Genomic DNA, 17,365 nt, shown 5'->3' with positions numbered 1-17,365 from the left:
AAAGTTGGAATTTGGAATTTTAATCCCGATAGCTATCGGGATGGAATTTATTTGGTTAACCAACCAAATTGATGATTTTACCAGGAACGATAATTACTTTGTTTGGTGTTTTACCATCTAATTGTTTCAATGTTCTTTCATCTTTCATAATGATTTCTTCGATTTCACCTTTGGTTAAATCCAAAGGCAATTCGATTGTGAAACGCATTTTTCCGTTGAAAGAAACCGGATATTCCTTATTAGTTTCAACTAAGTGTTTTGCTTCAAAAACAGGAAAAGCAACGGTTGAAATTGATTCCTTATTTCCTAATTGTGACCATAATTCCTCTGCGATATGTGGTGCATAAGGCGAAACCAAAATCGCTAACGGTTCTAAGATTGCTCTTGAATGGCAATTTTGAGTTGATAATTCATTTACACAAATCATAAACTGAGAAACTGAAGTATTAAAAGAAAAACTCTCAATGTCTTCTGCTACTTTTTTAATGGTTTTGTGTAATGATTTTAAGTTGTCTTTTGTTGGTTCGTCGTTGTTTACTATTAAACCATTATCGTCAAAATACAATCTCCATAATTTTTTCAGGAATCCAAATACTCCTGAAATTCCTGCAGTATTCCAAGGTTTTGCCTGTTCTAACGGACCTAAAAACATTTCGTACAAACGCAATGTATCAGCTCCATATTCATCGCAAATATCATCCGGAGTTACTACATTGTATTTTGATTTCGACATTTTTTCGACTTCCCGACCAACGATGTATTTTCCGTTTTCGTCTGTAACGAATTCTGCGGTTTTATATTCTTCTCTTGAATTTTTGAATTTTTCCACATCCAGTTCATCAGAAGAATTTACTATTGAAACATCAGCGTGAATTGGCTGTACTTTTTGATCTCCAATTTTGTTTTTAGAAACGAAAGTATTTGTTCCTTCTAATCTATACACAAAAGCACTTGTTCCCAAAATCATTCCCTGATTGATCAGTTTTTTGAATGGTTCTTCGGTTGGAGCAAAACCTTTGTCTTTTAAGAATTTATTCCAGAAACGAGAGTATAATAAATGTCCGGTTGCGTGTTCGCTTCCTCCAATATATAAATCTACACTTTCCCAATACGCCAAAGCTTCTTTACTTGCAAATTCGGTTTCGTTATGCGCATCCATATAACGCATCCAATACCATGAACTTCCTGCCCAACCCGGCATGGTGTTCAATTCAAGAGGGAAAATCTCGAAATTATCAACTAAATCTGTATTAACAACTTCATTATTTTTTGTGTCCCAAGCCCAGATTGTTGCGTTTCCTAACGGAGGCAAACCATCTTCGGTTGGTAAATATTTCTCAACTTCCGGCAAGATAATTGGCAAATATTGCGCGTCGATCATCTTTGGCAAACCATTTACATAATAAACCGGGAAAGGTTCTCCCCAATAACGCTGACGAGAGAAAACAGCATCACGCAAACGGTAATTTGTTTTTCCGCTTCCTTGGTTTATCGCTTCTAATTCGGTAATTACTTTTTGAGTTCCTGTTTTATAATTTAATCCATTTAGGAAATCAGAATCTACTAATTCAAACCCTTCTTTAGCTCCAAAAGCAGCTTCGGAAATATCCTTATTAAAAATATTCTTGATTTCCGGCATTCCGTTTTGACCTTTAAAGAAATTAGCAAAAGCATAATCTCTTTCGTCTCCACAAGGAACCGCCATTACAGCACCAGTTCCATAACCTGCCAAAACATAATCCCCAATCCAAACCGGAATTGCTTCTTTTGTAAAAGGATGCTCTGCATAAGCTCCGGTAAATACGCCAGAAATAGTTTTTACATCGGCCATACGCTCACGTTCTGAACGTTTTGCTGTTTTTTCGATATATGCCTCAATAATCGCTTTTTGTTCTATAGTAACTATTTTTGAGACTAAAGGATGTTCCGGCGCCAAAGTCATAAAGGTAACCCCAAAAATAGTATCAGGTCTTGTAGTAAACACATCAATCACTTCATCATGATTTTTCACATGAAAAGTTACCATTGCCCCAACCGATTTTCCAATCCAGTTTCTTTGTGATTCTTTTATAGATTCGCTCCAGTCGATATCATTTAAACCTTGCAACAAACGTTCTGCATAAGCAGAGATTCGCATGCTCCATTGGGTCATTTTTTTGCGGATTACAGGATATCCTCCACGCTCTGAAACTCCGTTTACAATTTCATCATTTGCCAAAACAGTTCCTAAACCAGGACACCAGTTTACTTCTGTTTCTGCTAAATACGTCATTCTGTATTGCAAAAGGATTTTTTCTTTTTGATCTTCAGAATAGGAGTTCCATTCTTCTGCTGTAAAAATGGCAACATTATCATCGCAAACAGCTTCAACCAAAACATTTCCTTCTTCACTAAAAACTTTTACAAGCTCTGAAATATCAAATGCTTTTCCTTCTTTTCTGCAATACCAGGAATTAAATAATTGGATAAAAATCCATTGTGTATGTTTGTAATAATCAGGATTTGAAGTACGTACTTCACGACTCCAATCAAATGAAAAACCAATTTTATCTAATTGTTTTCTATATCCTGCAATTTGCTTTCCTTCTTTATCTACTCCACCGTCAATATTTACGCGCGTTGTATCTTCAGGACGCTGTCCCGTTTGTATCGCATATTGTTCTGCCGGCAATCCAAAACTATCATATCCCATTGGGTGCAAAACATTGAAACCCTGATGTCTTTTGAAACGAGAATAAACATCTGAAGCAATATAACCCAGCGGATGCCCAACGTGTAATCCTGCACCTGACGGATAAGGAAACATATCCAGAACATAATGCTTGGGTTTTTCAGAATTGTTTGATGCAGCAAAAGTTTGGTTTTCAGCCCAATATTTTTGCCATTTTTCTTCGATTTCGTTTGGATTGTATTTCATTTTTTTTTGAGTTGCTAAGCTACTGAGTAACTAAGTTTCTAAGTTTTAAGTTCGCAAATTTACATTTATTACAGATTGTACCAAAGCTATTTCGTTGACAAAAAAATAAAATAACAAAACACCTATTTATGATTACGTAAAAATACTTATTTTTACGTTTTAATACGTAGCAGAATATCTTTTGTTATTAAAATTCCGCAGAAACGAATTATATTGTAGCGCTGGATTTTAATCCTGTACAAAAGAAGCATCGAGAGAATAATATTACATAAAAACCACTATTTTTGTTAGATTATTAAATGATTAAATGGATAATAGTAAAAAATATTCTGTCGAAGTCCGACTTTGGATTCAGGAAACCGAAGGTCCATTTTTAGGAATTGGAAAAATATGGTTATTAGAGAATATTCGAAAAACAGGATCTATTACAAATGCTGCGAAAGAAATGAAAATGTCGTATCGTCAAGCGTGGCAACTCGTAGAAGAAATGAATCAGCGTGCTGAAAGTCCTTTGGTCGAAAAACTTCTTGGTGGAAAAGGCGGCGGAGGTGCAAAACTGACCGAAGCGGGAGAAAAAGCAATTGTAATTTTTTACGAAATCGAAAAACGAATTAAAGATTTTGCTCAAAAAGAAACTCAAAATCTGAAATTTTAAAAAACATCAAATTCATTTAAAAAACAAATAACTAAAAACCAATTTTTCAAACTGTCAGTATTCATTTCAAAACATACTGAAAATATTAATTGATTTATGAAATTACAAGCTTACATATTCCTGCTTTTTATAAGTTTTAAAAGCTTTTCTCAAATAGAAAATTCCAAAAAAAATCAGGACAGTATCAAAAAAGAAGAATTAAATGAAGTTGTAATTACTGCTTCCAGAAGATCTGAAAAAATCATGCGCTCGCCTATCAGCATTGAACAATTAAAATCGGCGGAAGCCAAAAAAATGGGATCGCCAAGTATTTATGAAGCGCTGGAAAATGTAAAAGGTGTCCAGATTATTACGCCCAGTTTAGGTTTTAAAGTCATCAATACAAGAGGTTTTGCCAATTCAACAAACGTTCGTTTTGCACAATTAGTGGACGGAATCGATAATCAGGCTCCTCATTTGGGCGCTCCAATTGCCAATGCACTCGGCGCAAATGATCTCGATATAGATAAAATCGAAATTATTCCGGGAACAGCCGCCGCTTTGTACGGAATGAATGCCATAAACGGCCTGGCAAATATTCAAACTAAAAATCCTTTTGACTATCAGGGCATCAGCATTCAGCAATTAACAGGCGTAAATCATGTTGGCAATATTGACCGGTTTTCACCAAAGGTTTATTCGCAGTTTAATATGCGTTTTGCAAAAGCATTCAGTTCTAAATTTGCGATTAAACTAAATGCTTCATCGACCGGAGGAACAGATTGGGTTGCGGATGACAGAACCGATTTGGCTCCAAACGCGAATGCTTCGACCAATTTATACGGCGCTGACAATCCCGCTTATGATGAAGTAAATGGCTACGGAAATGAATCGGCAAACAGGAAAACATTAAACCTAAACGGCAAAAATTATGTCGTTGCCAGAACCGGATATCGCGAAACTGATATTTCTGATTATGATATCAAAAATTACATAGCTGATATTGGTTTGTATTTTCGTCCTAAAAAAGACCATGAATTAGTCGTGACTTATAAAACGGCTTTAATCAATACGATTTATCAGCGTTCGAATAGATTTCGACTAGACGATTATAACTTAAATCAATTTTCGGCAGATTATCACACGCCACTATTTCAGGTTAAAGCGTATGCAACAACCGAAAATACCGGAAACTCATACAATATGCGTTCACTTGCTGAGAATATGGATCGCGCTTATAAATCTGATGATAAATGGTTTGCAGATTATAGCACGGCTTATAAAAATGCCATAACAAACGGTTCTGCTATTGCGGATGCTCATAAAATTGCGCGAACAACATCTGATCAGGGACGATTTGAGCCCGGAACCGAAGCGTATGAAAAAAAGAAAAACGAATTAATTGATATTAATAATTGGGATATTGGTGCGGCTTTACGCGTAAAATCGACTTTGGTTCATGCCGAAGGTTTATTGAATTGGGACAAAGCGTTTACTTCTTTCTTTGAAAAAATAGACGCAAAATTATTAAGCGGTTTTGATTACAGAACCTATATAATAGTTCCTGACGGAAATTATTTTATCAATCCGGTTCATCCTTCTGAAAATTTAACCTATCAAAAAACAGGTGGATTTACACAATTGACGAAAGATTTATGGCAGGATAAATTAAGTCTTGGCGCGACTTTAAGAATTGATAAAGCGGATTATTTTGATGCGAAATTCACACCACAATTTACGGCTGTTTATTCTCCAAAAGAAACAATAAGTTTTAGAGCGTCGTATCAAAAAGGATATCGCTTCCCGAGTATTTTTGAAGGTTTTTCGAATGTGAATTCCGGCGGTGTAAAACGTGTTGGCGGATTAAGAATAATGTCTGATGGAATTTTTGAGAATTCATATACCAAAGCTTCTATCGATAAATTTCAATCGCAGGTAAATAATGATGTAAATACTTTAGGAATAACGCAGGCACAAGCGATTGAAAAGAATAAAAATACGATTCAGAAAAATCCTTATACCTATTTACAACCAGAATTTGTTAATTCATTTGAATTTGGTTTTAGAGGAATTGCGTTAAACAATAATCTCTTTATTGATGCTGATTTTTATTACAATGCTTATAAAAATTTTATTGCGCAAGTTGAAGCAAGTATTCCAAACACAACAGATCCTGCTCAAATTCCTACTGCTTTATATTCAAAAAACACTCAAAACAGATATCGTTTGTGGACGAATTCTAAAAGTAAAATTTATAATTACGGAGGAAGTTTAGGTTTAAAATATCGCTTTGATGAAACTTTCACCGCTTTAACGAATTTAACGTACACTAAACTGGACCGAACAGATGATAAAGACGGGCTTGAAGATGGTTTTAATACGCCCGAATTTAACGTTAACGGAACTTTAATTGCAGGCAATATCTGGCGAAATCTTGGTGCAAGCGCAACGGCTCGTTATCAAAACAATTTTGATTATGTTTCTTTTTTGGTGAGTGGGACCGTTCCTGCTTATTGGTCTATGGATGCGCAAATTAATTATAATTTTAAAAAAACAGGAATTATTGCCAAATTAGGCGGAACTAATATTTTGAACAAACCTTATAGTTCAATTCTGGGCGGGCCATCAATTGGCGGACTATATTATTTGTCTTTAGTTTGGGAAACCAAAAAAATCTAAAACAAATCAACTTTATATGAAAACAAAAAATTAATTAACCGCGGAGTGCGCTAATATTTTTGATCTGTTTAATCTTTGGCTGATTTTTTTTCACGCAGATTTGGCAGATTTAAGCGGATTTTTTCTTTTGATTTTTTATTAATAATATAAAAACAGATCTGCTTAAATCTGTAAAATCTGCGTTAAACTTTATACTCAAAGTCCACAATCTTTAATCCTTTAATCTATGGCAAAATTTAACCGCAAAAGTTCGCAACGGTAAAATATCCTTGCCAAACTTCGAGGTTAAATATAATTTCAAATTCAAAATTGTATCTTTATAGCACGAAAGTCAAAACTTTGAACGTTATTAACTTCAAATAAAGAAATACTTTATTATTTTTACCACATAATTTAAGCAAACTATGAGTTCTAACTTTGATAAATTTCAAAAGCGCAGGTTAATTTCCTCTTATTTTTCGGTTGTACTAAGTGTATTTCTGGTTTTATTCCTTTTAGGAGTACTGGGATTATTCATTATCAATTCTAAAAAACTAGCCAATGATTTTAAAGAAAAAATCGCCATGACGGTTTTCTTTAAAAACGAAGCTAATGATAGTGTGATAAAAGCTTTCAACACAGAATTAAAAAGAGCTCCTTTCGCGAGATCTTATGCGTATGTGACCAAAGAAAAAGCAGCAAAAGAACATACTGACATTATTGGAGAAGATTTCCTGACCTTTTTAGGAGAAAATCCTTTATTGAATTCATACGATATTCACTTAAAAGCGGATTATGTTGAAAGAGACAGTATTTTACAAATTGAAAGCCAGTTGCGCAAAAACACTATGATTGAAGACATTGTTTATGACAAACAATTAGTAAATCTGGTAAATGACAACATCAAAAAAGTAAGTATGTGGATTTTGATTATTAGCTGTTTCCTGGCTGTAATCGCCGTTTTACTAATCAATAGTTCATTGCGTTTATCCATACATTCAAATCGTTTCATCATTAAAACGATGCAAATGGTTGGAGCAACAAAATCGTTTATTCGTAAACCTTTTGTAATGCGAAGCGTAAAATTAGGAATGTTAGGCGCCGGATTAGCAATTGTAGCTTTGATTGGTGTTTTATTCTACGTAGAAAGTAACTTCCCGGGATTAGGAATTTTAGAAGACAAAGTTCTAATAGGATTGGTTTTATTGGCCGTTTTCGGATTAGGAGTTTTAATCACCTGGGTAAGTACACATTTTGCAACACAACGTTTCCTTAATTTAAGAACCGACGATCTTTATTAATTTTAGATCGCAGATTTTAGATTTTAGACTTAAAAAATGCCTTTGACATCGTTCAGGCTGACAAATAGACAACAATGAAAAGTAATTATAAAGAAGAACCTCAACAACATCCACAAAAGCAAGAATTCCTTTTTGATGGTATCAACTACAAAATCTTATTAATAGGAATTGGCGTTATCGCATTAGGCTTTATCTTAATGTCTGGCGGAGGAAGTGATAATCCGAATGTTTTTAGTGAAGATGTTTTTAGTTTTAGACGTATTCGTTTAGCTCCAACAACTGTTTTAATTGGTTTTGGAATCACAATTTATTCTATTTTTAAAAAATCTAAGTAGACTTTCTTTAGACTGCTTAGACAACTTAGATCTTTAGATTAATCTCTTTAAAAAGTCTGACATCTAAGAAGTCTAATAATCCAACAATCTCATTTAATGAATACATTACAAGCTATTATCCTTGCCATAATTGAAGGAATCACAGAATTTTTACCTGTTTCTTCAACTGGCCACATGATTATTGCCTCTTCTTTTTTCGGAATTGCTCACGAAGATTTCACTAAACTTTTTACGATTGTTATTCAGCTTGGTGCGATACTTTCTGTAGTGGTATTATATTTTAAACGTTTCTTTCAAACGCTTGATTTTTATTTTAAACTTTTGGTTGCGTTTATTCCAGCCGTAGTTTTAGGATTATTATTAAGCGATTTTATCGATGGTTTATTAGAAAATCCGGTTACGGTTGCTGTTTCTCTTTTAATAGGAGGATTAATTTTATTGAAAGTTGACGAATGGTTCAATAAACCAGATACTGCCGAAACATCACAAGAAATCACCTATTTACAGGCTTTCAAAATTGGAATGTTTCAATGTTTAGCAATGATTCCGGGAGTTTCACGAAGCGGAGCAAGTATTGTGGGCGGAATGTCGCAAAAATTATCAAGAACAACTGCTGCTGAATTCTCCTTCTTTTTAGCCGTACCAACAATGTTAGGAGCAACGGCAAAAAAATGTTACGATTATTATAAAGCAGGATTTGAATTATCACACGATCAGGTAAATTTATTAGTTATAGGTAATGTTGTTGCTTTTATTGTAGCACTTCTAGCAATTAAAACCTTCATTGGTTTTTTGACTAAAAATGGTTTTAAAGTTTTTGGTTATTACAGGATAATCGCCGGAATCGTTTTATTACTGATTCACTTTTTTATTCATCCCCTTACAATCATATAATGACGCCTGAAGATTATTTAAACGGACAAATTTTATTGATAGACAAACCTTTAAAATGGAGTTCGTTTCAAGCTGTCAATAAATTAAAATATCTTTTGATCAATAAAGTGGGACTTCCAAAAAAGTTCAAAATTGGTCATGCGGGAACTCTTGATCCTTTAGCAACCGGATTATTATTAATTTGTACTGGAAAATTTACTAAACGAATTACTGAATTACAAGGTCAGGCTAAAGAATATACGGGAACTTTTTATATTGGAGCCACTACTCCATCGTATGATTTAGAAACCGAGATTGACGAAACTTTTCCAACTTCACATATTGATGAAGCTTTAATTCACGAAACTGTAAAACAGTTTTTAGGTGAGATTGATCAAAAACCACCTATTTTTTCCGCAATCAAAAAAGACGGAGTTCGGTTATACGAACACGCCCGCGCCGGAGAAACTATTGAAATTGAAAGCAGAAAAACTACTATTCACGAGTTTGAGATTACAAGAATTTCGCTTCCCGAAATAGATTTTAGAGTGGTTTGCAGCAAAGGAACCTATATTCGCTCATTAGCTTATGATTTTGGAAAGGCTATGAATTCCGGATCGCATTTAACCGCTTTACGCCGAACAAAAATTGGTGATTACGATGTGAAAAATGCTATTGATGTTACTCTATTTGAAGAAAGTTTAAAGTAACAAAAGCGAAAAGCACATTACAAATTTAAATTATTAGTAATGTGCCAACTTCTTAATTAAAATATTTCTACTGCTTAATTTGTGTTTCCCGAAGTTAATAATGCGGAATGTTTTTTCCTCCAAATAATAACTCTGAAACTAAATCGTAAAAATCTTCGAATAACTTATTCATAATAGTGCATTTTTAATTGTTAGACATTAAATTAGACACCAATAAAAACAGTAAATCAAAAAATAAATAATAGAAGTGGGAATCAGTAAGCAAGTTACAAAATATTTGTAATAAAAAAAATATTTTAATGTGTTTTTATATCATATAGCATTTATTGTCAACATATTAACTCATTAACTATTATTTCCACCGCTTTTATTACAAAATTTATAATCGGTTATATTTTATATTTTCTATTATTTGCATTAGCTCCTCCTGAACCGAAATTCCCTTATCTGCCAAATACCACAATTGCAAGTCGGTTTTGATTTTTTCATCAATTACGCCAAACTCCTTTTTATAGTTAGCTAATAATTCCGTTGCGCCTTTTGGTCTTGGTCCCCAATCTGATCTGACAATTCCCGCTTCCTTACAAATTACAATAACTTTTGGGATTGCTTTTCCTCCATTTGTCAAATATTGATTCATCAATTCCTCATTTTCATCACGCAAAACAATTCTCAGATCAATCTTTTTATTTGATGCCAAAGCCATTTTATTCAATATTGGTAATATTTGCGCTGCATCACCACACCATCCTTCAGAAATTACAAGCCAAATATATTTATGATCCAGGTTTTCCAGCTTTGAAACAACATCATCAGCAATTTTGGTCGTTTTATCTAAACGATTCATTCTCGCATCATTGAGCTTACTGTAATTCGTCAGACTTTCAGATTGTTGATTACCGGTTGATTTTCCTTCTGATAATAAATCTGTAACTAATTTTCGATATTCAGAATATGGGTAACTTTTAAATAATGATTTAGCGATACTATTTTTCATATTTGTACAATTTTTGAATTGGATAAATTTACACATTTCAAGGAGACTCAAAGAATGACTTTTATCACATTCAAAAAAATCCTGAAAAATCACTATAAATTTAAATATAAAAGAACTACTATTTTTTTTAAAACATTATTTTTAAAAATCAGAATATGTCTATATTTGCACAAATTAACGCAACAACACATGAAATATAAAAGAATTCTTCTAAAACTAAGTGGCGAAGCCTTAATGGGTGATTTACAATACGGAATTGACCCTAAAAGACTTGCCGAATATGCCGAAGAAATTAAGCAAATTCACAGTAAAGGGGTAGAAATTGCTATTGTTATTGGAGGAGGAAATATTTTTAGAGGCGTTGCAGGTGCAAGTGCTGGTATGGATAGAGTACAAGGCGATTATATGGGAATGCTTGCTACAGTAATTAACGGAATGGCTTTACAAGGCGCTCTTGAAGAAAAAGGAATGAAAACCCGTTTGCAAACTGCCTTAAAAATGGAATCTATAGCAGAACCATATATTAAAAGAAGAGCAGATCGTCACCTTGAAAAAGGAAGAATTGTAATTTTTGGTGCAGGAACAGGAAATCCATATTTTACAACTGATACCGCTGCCGTTTTAAGAGGTATTGAAATCAATGCAGATGTAATATTAAAAGGAACACGTGTTGATGGTGTTTATGATTCAGATCCGGAAAAAAATGCATCAGCAGTAAAATTCGACATGATCTCGTTTGAAGATGTTCTTAAAAAAGGATTAAACGTGATGGATACAACAGCTTTTACATTAAGTCAGGAAAATAAATTGCCAATCGTTGTTTTTGATATGAACAAAATTGGAAATCTATTAAAAATCTGTGAAGGCGAAAACATAGGAACCGTAGTTAATATTTAGACTACTTAGATTGTTCGATTTTTAGATCATTAGATTTCTCTAAATTTTGATAATCGTACAATATTAAAAAAACAAAAAAACATATTAGTTAGTATAATTAGATGCTAACATTTTTAGAAATCTAAAAATCTAACCATCTGAAAATCTAAAAATCTAAAAAAATGACTGAAGAAATAGAATTTATATTAGATAGTACTGAAGAATCAATGAATGGTTCGATTGCGCATTTAGAGAAAGAATTTCTTAACATTCGTGCAGGAAAAGCTTCTCCGGCAATGCTAGGAAGTGTTTTTGTAGATTATTACGGATCAGCAACACCACTTTCGCAAGTGTCAAAAATTAGTGTTCCTGATGCAAGAACAATCACATTACAGCCTTTCGAAAAAAACATGTTACATGTTATCGAAAAAGCAATTATGATTGCCAACATCGGTTTTAACCCAATGAATAATGGTGACATGATCATTATTAGTGTTCCGCCATTAACAGAAGAGCGTCGTAGAGATCTTGCCAAACAAGCAAAATCTGAGGCTGAAGATGCAAAAATTGGTGTGCGTAATGTGCGTAAAGATGCGAATACAGATATCAAAAAATTAGAAAAAGAAGGAACTTCTGAAGACGTTTGTAAATCAGCAGAAGAGCAAGTTCAGAATTTGACCAACACTTACATCAGAAAAATTGATGAATTGCTGGTTGCCAAGGAAGCTGAAATCATGAAAGTGTAATCTTTTTCAACACAAAATAAAAATCCGTTTAGTTAAATTGTTACTGGACGGATTTTTTTATTCCTATTTTTGCATACGAAAATTATATTCTTTTCGTTTTTGAAACTATAACATTCTGTATGAGGCTATTTTGTTTATTGACTTTGTTTTTCACGCTTTCCATTCAGGCGCAATTTCAAATAAACGGAATTGTAACTGACTCCGGTAACAAACCGCTTCCTTTTGCTACAATAACAACGTCTGATAATATCAATACAATTACTGATGTAGACGGAAAGTTTATCTTTAAACCATCGGGAAAAGCAACAACATTTTCAGTTTCCTATATCGGTTTCCAAACCAGGATTATTGCCATTACAGAAAAAACATATTATCAAATTTCGCTTTCACTAAAAACCGACGATTTAAAAGAAGTTATTATTTCTAATGAAAATCCGGCTTTGACAATTATACGGAAAGTGATTGCGAATAAAAACAAAAACAACCCCCAAAAAAAACTAAGCACTTTTGAATATAAAAGCTACAATAAACTTATTGTTACTGCAAATCCGGATTCTATCGATGGCAGAATTGATTCAACAGCCGCTTATAAAGACCTTAATAAAAAACGCATCAACATAGATTCATCTGATTATAAATTCAAAGAAATAATCAGCAAACAGCATTTATTTCAAACCGAAAAAGTATCACAATATCAGTTTGGAAATAATAAGCTGAAAGAAACTATTCTGGGTACAAAAATGGCTGGTTTTAAACAGCCAATTTACGAAGTAATTGCATTTAACTTGCAGTCAATTTCGATTTATGGGACTAAATATGAATTATTCGAAACTAAATATGAAAATCCAATTTCGAACGGCGCTCCTGAAAGTTACAATTATAAATTACTCGATACGGTAAATATAAAAGGTCGCGATACTTATATGATTTACTTTAAAAATAAACAAAAAAGGAAAGCATCAGGATTAGAAGGCGTATTGTATATCGATCAGGAAAATTTTGCTGTCGCTAAAGCCGTAATGCGCATAAAAGGCGTTCTGGACATTAGCGGAATCCATGAGTTTGAATATGTTCCAAGTGAAAAAATATGGTTTCAGAGTAATACAACTTTCAAAATCGTAAAGGGAAAAAGCGATGATGATATTAAAATCCTGGGCGGAACGATTCAGTTTGACGGAGACGTTGAAGATAATTTTGAGACCAGAAAAAAATCAGCTTCAGATTTTACTTATTTGCTTTCAGAAAGTAATAATTTTGATATTCATTACAACACAAATACATCAATAAAAGATCCGTCGCTTTATATCGAAATTAAAGACGATGCCAATAAAAAACCGGAAGCATTCTGGAATGAATACCGCAAGGAAAGTTTAGACCTTAAAAGCCAGAGAACATATCAATTAATAGACAGTCTTTCGATTAGTAAAAAGATAGAAAATCGTTTAGGTTTTGGACGAAAAATCATTAACGGCTATATTCCAATTGGACCTGTTGATCTTGATCTAAAAAAGATTATCAGCTATAATAATTACGAAGGTTTTCGTTTAGGTCTTGGCGGAATTACCAATGACAAATTTTCTAAAATTTTCAGAATAGAAGGATATTCTGCTTACGGAACAAAAGATGGTGAAGTAAAATACAGTTTAGGCGCGGGCGTTTTATTGGACAAAAGCACTAATACATGGATAAATGGCTATTATACAGATGATGTTCGGGAAATAGCAAGTACCGTTTTTGCTGTTGATAAACGCGTTTTTAAAATTTATGATCCCCGCCCAATCAACATTAGTACTTTCTACAAATATGTGGCCTGGAAAGGGAACGTTCAGACTAAAATTATTCCAAAAACCGAAGCTGTTCTAGAATTGGCAAGAACTTATGTGGAACCGCAATTTGATTATCTTTTTAATTATAACGGACAATTGTATTCACATTATGTTATGACAACGGCGATGGTTTCGATTGTTTGGGCACCATTTAGCAATTTCATGCAAACGCCAACGGGAAGAAATGAATCTGATAAAAAATTTCCAAGATTTACTTTTCAGTACACACAATCATTACCCGATGTTTTAGGAAATGATTTCAGTTTTGGTAAAATAGATTTCAAAACCGAATATGAAAAAAAATACCTGAATGGTCAAAAAACCAGTTTGTTATTACAAGGAGGTTATGCAATTGGCGATGTTCCGCTGACGCATTTGTACAATACAATGCCTAATAATTTAACTAAAGAAACCGTTATTCAGCGTATTACATTTGCTGGACGAAACAGTTTTGAAACCATGTTTTTTAATGAATTCTTCTCCAGTCAATATGTCTTTTTTCAAGTAAAACATGGTTTTGACCGAATCAGAATCCTCAAAAAAGTTCGTCCATCATTAGTATTAGTAACCAGAATGGCTTGGGGACATATGGAAAATCCCGAACAGCATGTTGGTCCTGAATACAAAACATTAGACAAAGGTTATTTTGAATCCGGAATCGAATTAAACAAGATTTACAAAGGCTTTGGTCTTGGAGGTTTTTACCGCTATGGTCCAAACCAACTCTCGAAATTTGAGGATAATATCGCTGTTAAGATTTCTTATGTCCTTGATTTGGGGCTTTAGGGTTTAAATTTTAAATTCCAATAATTAAATTTTAAATTCCAATAATTAAATTTTAAATTCCAATATTTTTTAAATTCCAAATTCCAACTTTACAGACAATTTTGTCATTTTGACCGAAGAGATCAGAATATCGCCAATCTTTGTCGAGCCTCTAGCGAAGATCCTTCCTCCGTCAGGATGACAAGATTGTCGCCAATCTTTGTCAATCTACGAGTGTAATCTCTCCCTCCCGTCGAGATGACAAAAAATGCGGATAAAGCAACAGAAAAAATCCGTCCAAATCCGTGTTTTCGCGTTAGCGAATCCGTGTCATCCGCGTGCCATCTCGCAATCCCGAAAATCTTCAAAAAAAACAAAACAAAAAAAATCCCAAACCCCAATCATAAAATTGGAATTTGGAATTTTAAAATATTGTAATTTAAACCTATTTTATGGTTTCAAAATCAAAACCGAAGGCGTATTATTCAACCATGTACTTTGAGATTCGATTAGTTTTTTCCAACTATCTAAACTAATAATCATCAGGTTTTGGGTTTCCAGAAACTCTTTTTTGATTGTTCTGTCGTGCATGATCATAATATGATTGGGTGCAATTTGTTCAATCGAGCGAATTGTTTCCTGAATATCTCTTGTGTTTTTTACTTCGCCACTTGCATCCAGAACCGTAATTTGAGACCCATTATTGTTGATTAGTTTTTTAGCATATTCAATCAGGAAAGAATCTTCTTTACTGAAAACGGGCATAAAAATCTGATCTACTTCTTCTAAATCTTTATCGATAAAAATCCCAACCGGCATTTTACTTTTTGCAATAATATGACGCGTTCTTTCATCAAAAGGAGAATTTTCAAACAAACCTTCTTTTCCTGTAAACTTATCAATCAAACGATCCGGATTAACGATTCGTGTGGTAAAACCAAGAATTTTTCCAAGTAAAGTTCCGTCAAAAATCGATTGTCCTAAACCAACTAATAATAAATCATATTCGCCTTGATTTGCAGTATCAATAATATCTGTATCAATATCATTTGTCACTTTAAAAACGCTCACCATATTCTGATTCAATCGTTCTGATTCTTCAATAACCGGAACTAACATTTTACGTTCGTGATCTTTTACGTCAAACGAATGTATCTCTGTACTTAACGACAAATGCATCGCTGTTACAATCGAATTATCGCCTTGTTTTTTAACCAAACTATTGGCAATTCTTAATAATTTTTTACCTCTTTCCGGAGTTGCAAAAGATAGTAAGATCTTGTATTTACTTTTATTTCCAATTTCCTGAGGAACTGCAGTAACTTTATCTTTAAATATATAACCTATAAAATCTAAAGCCGGACCCGTCATAAAAGTGGTTATTAATGCCATAATTACCATCATGGTAAAAATCTCTGTAGAAAGAACTCCTAAATCGTAACCAATGTTTAGTACTACTAATTCCATTAAACCACGAGTATTCATTAAAGCACCAATCGCTAAACTATCTTTCCAGCTTTGTCCCACAAATTTTGCTGCTAAAGCACTTCCTAAAAATTTTCCAGCAACTGCAACTGCAATAATTACAGCAGTAACTTTCCATAAATACGGATCGTTCAATAGACCAATTTGCGTACGTAATCCAGTAAAGACAAAGAATAATGGCAATAAAACGATGATCGCAACGTCTTCAACTTTCTCGATAAATATATTTCTGAATTTATTGTTTTCCGGCATAATTGCTCCCGCTAAAAAAGCCCCGAACAAAGCATGAATTCCGATTAATTCAGCAGCATAAGCAGAAAATAAAAGTGTAAGAAAGAAAATAGCAACAACAGGTTTGTTCAGACTTTCGCGGGTTGAATTTAAATCTCCAACACGTTTCAGGAACGGGCGAACTATTTTTAGCATGACAATTACATACAAAATCGCCAACCCAATTACATATAAAGCACTTGTAAACGAACCTGCTTTTACAATTGCAATTACAACAGCAAGAATACACCAAGCCGTAATATCATCTGCCGCAGCACAAGTTATGGCAATGGTTCCCAGTTTTGTTTTTTGCATGCCTCTCTCCTGCACGATTCTTGCCAAAACAGGAAATGCCGTAATACTCATGGCGATTCCCATAAATAACCCAAAAGAAGCAAACTCAACTCCAACAGGAGCAAATGTGTGGTATATAAAATAGGCTAATGATAATCCTAATGCAAAAGGAATTACAATACTGGCGTGACTAATTACAACAGCATCATGTGCTTTATTTTTAAGGACTTTTAAATCTAATTCCATCCCAATAACGAACATGAAAAGAATCAAACCAATCTGACTTAAAAATTGTAAGTTCCCTAAAGATTCTTTTGGAAATAAAGCAGCTGAAAATTCAGGAAAATACATTCCGACTAAGGATGGTCCTAAAACAATACCTGCAATCATTTCCCCAATTACAGATGGCTGTCCGATTTTTCTAAAAACCCATCCAAACAATCTTGCTACCAAAATAATAGTCACAATTTGAGCCAGTAAAATAGCCAAAGGATGTTTTAAATTATCAACCATCGAAGTAAGAAAATCATTCCAATGATTTCCTTCTATTTTTTTCTGAACGATTCCGCGCCCCACTTCAAGTGCTGCACCTTTTGAAATTACCCAATATATCAGAGCTGTAAAACCACCAATAACAGTAACGTAAAACAAGGAGTTTTTAATATTATTCATAACTCG

12 protein-coding genes are annotated in these 17,365 nt (G+C 33.6%); 9 read left to right on the top strand and 3 right to left on the bottom strand.

The annotated features are described in order from the left end of the window. Positions 1-55: 55 nt before the first annotated feature. A complete protein-coding gene (leuS, locus tag KHA90_RS12120; protein WP_213299942.1) occupies positions 56-2,917 on the bottom strand; it encodes a leucine--tRNA ligase in 2,862 nt (953 codons plus the stop codon). Positions 2,918-3,224: 307 nt separating this feature from the next. Here leuS and KHA90_RS12115 point away from each other — a divergent pair, with 307 nt between their 5' ends. The 6 genes from KHA90_RS12115 to truB all read left to right on the top strand — a co-directional run bounded on the left by KHA90_RS12115 (position 3,225) and on the right by truB (position 9,428). After that, positions 3,225-3,572: a winged helix-turn-helix domain-containing protein gene (locus tag KHA90_RS12115; RefSeq protein WP_213299939.1), complete on the top strand. Its 348-nt coding sequence runs from the start codon at positions 3,225-3,227 to the stop codon at positions 3,570-3,572. 96 nt (positions 3,573-3,668) lie between these two features. Then, positions 3,669-6,230 (top strand): TonB-dependent receptor, encoded by a 2,562-nt coding sequence (locus KHA90_RS12110; RefSeq protein ID WP_213299936.1) that lies wholly within the window; start codon positions 3,669-3,671, stop codon positions 6,228-6,230. A 404-nt stretch (positions 6,231-6,634) separates the two neighbouring features. Next, complete coding sequence (locus KHA90_RS12105) at positions 6,635-7,510, top strand: cell division protein FtsX (protein ID WP_213299933.1); 876 nt, start codon at positions 6,635-6,637, stop codon at positions 7,508-7,510. Positions 7,511-7,584: 74 nt separating this feature from the next. Then, positions 7,585-7,845 carry a DUF3098 domain-containing protein gene (locus KHA90_RS12100; protein WP_213299930.1) on the top strand — a complete coding sequence of 87 codons (261 nt, stop codon included), beginning with the start codon at positions 7,585-7,587 and terminating at the stop codon, positions 7,843-7,845. A gap of 96 nt (positions 7,846-7,941) precedes the next feature. Further along, positions 7,942-8,739 carry an undecaprenyl-diphosphate phosphatase gene (locus KHA90_RS12095; RefSeq protein ID WP_213299927.1) on the top strand — a complete coding sequence of 266 codons (798 nt, stop codon included), beginning with the start codon at positions 7,942-7,944 and terminating at the stop codon, positions 8,737-8,739. Further along, positions 8,739-9,428 (top strand): tRNA pseudouridine(55) synthase TruB, encoded by a 690-nt coding sequence (gene truB, locus KHA90_RS12090; protein WP_213299924.1) that lies wholly within the window; start codon positions 8,739-8,741, stop codon positions 9,426-9,428. Before KHA90_RS12095 ends, truB begins: the two co-directional genes overlap by 1 nt. Before the next feature lie 379 nt (positions 9,429-9,807). On the opposite strand, the gene KHA90_RS12085 is transcribed toward truB, so the two are convergent. Beyond that, positions 9,808-10,425, bottom strand: coding sequence for a thioredoxin family protein (locus KHA90_RS12085; protein WP_213299921.1), 618 nt, complete (start codon positions 10,423-10,425; stop codon positions 9,808-9,810). A gap of 189 nt (positions 10,426-10,614) precedes the next feature. Here KHA90_RS12085 and pyrH point away from each other — a divergent pair, with 189 nt between their 5' ends. The 3 genes from pyrH (at position 10,615) to KHA90_RS12070 (ending at position 14,659) form a co-directional block, all read left to right on the top strand. Next, complete coding sequence (pyrH, locus tag KHA90_RS12080; protein ID WP_213299919.1) at positions 10,615-11,322, top strand: UMP kinase; 708 nt, start codon at positions 10,615-10,617, stop codon at positions 11,320-11,322. 161 nt (positions 11,323-11,483) lie between these two features. After that, the gene (gene frr / locus KHA90_RS12075; RefSeq protein WP_213299902.1) at positions 11,484-12,047 is read left to right on the top strand and encodes a ribosome recycling factor; all 564 of its coding nucleotides are present in this window, start codon (positions 11,484-11,486) and stop codon (positions 12,045-12,047) included. Between the two features lie 119 nt (positions 12,048-12,166). Continuing rightward, positions 12,167-14,659, top strand: coding sequence for a DUF5686 family protein (locus tag KHA90_RS12070; protein ID WP_213299899.1), 2,493 nt, complete (start codon positions 12,167-12,169; stop codon positions 14,657-14,659). Positions 14,660-15,088: 429 nt separating this feature from the next. Here KHA90_RS12070 and KHA90_RS12065 read toward each other — a convergent pair whose 3' ends face one another. Beyond that, the gene (locus tag KHA90_RS12065) at positions 15,089-17,359 is read right to left on the bottom strand and encodes a cation:proton antiporter (RefSeq protein ID WP_213299896.1); all 2,271 of its coding nucleotides are present in this window, start codon (positions 17,357-17,359) and stop codon (positions 15,089-15,091) included. Positions 17,360-17,365: the final 6 nt, after the last annotated feature.

Source organism: Flavobacterium psychroterrae, assembly GCF_018380615.1.
Classification (GTDB): Bacteria; Bacteroidota; Bacteroidia; order Flavobacteriales; family Flavobacteriaceae; genus Flavobacterium; species Flavobacterium psychroterrae.
Note: the sequence above shows the minus strand (reverse complement) of the source record. Positions and strands in the feature narration are given on the sequence as shown.

Coding starts and splice junctions, on each gene's coding strand:
- KHA90_RS12100 (WP_213299930.1), top strand. CDS start 7,585: ATGAAAAGTAATTATAAAGAAGAACCTCAACAACATCCACAAAAGCAA.
- KHA90_RS12070 (WP_213299899.1), top strand. CDS start 12,167: ATGAGGCTATTTTGTTTATTGACTTTGTTTTTCACGCTTTCCATTCAG.
- KHA90_RS12110 (WP_213299936.1), top strand. CDS start 3,669: ATGAAATTACAAGCTTACATATTCCTGCTTTTTATAAGTTTTAAAAGC.
- leuS (WP_213299942.1), bottom strand. CDS start 2,917: ATGAAATACAATCCAAACGAAATCGAAGAAAAATGGCAAAAATATTGG.
- frr (WP_213299902.1), top strand. CDS start 11,484: ATGACTGAAGAAATAGAATTTATATTAGATAGTACTGAAGAATCAATG.
- KHA90_RS12115 (WP_213299939.1), top strand. CDS start 3,225: ATGGATAATAGTAAAAAATATTCTGTCGAAGTCCGACTTTGGATTCAG.
- KHA90_RS12105 (WP_213299933.1), top strand. CDS start 6,635: ATGAGTTCTAACTTTGATAAATTTCAAAAGCGCAGGTTAATTTCCTCT.
- truB (WP_213299924.1), top strand. CDS start 8,739: ATGACGCCTGAAGATTATTTAAACGGACAAATTTTATTGATAGACAAA.
- pyrH (WP_213299919.1), top strand. CDS start 10,615: ATGAAATATAAAAGAATTCTTCTAAAACTAAGTGGCGAAGCCTTAATG.
- KHA90_RS12095 (WP_213299927.1), top strand. CDS start 7,942: ATGAATACATTACAAGCTATTATCCTTGCCATAATTGAAGGAATCACA.
- KHA90_RS12085 (WP_213299921.1), bottom strand. CDS start 10,425: ATGAAAAATAGTATCGCTAAATCATTATTTAAAAGTTACCCATATTCT.
- KHA90_RS12065 (WP_213299896.1), bottom strand. CDS start 17,359: ATGAATAATATTAAAAACTCCTTGTTTTACGTTACTGTTATTGGTGGT.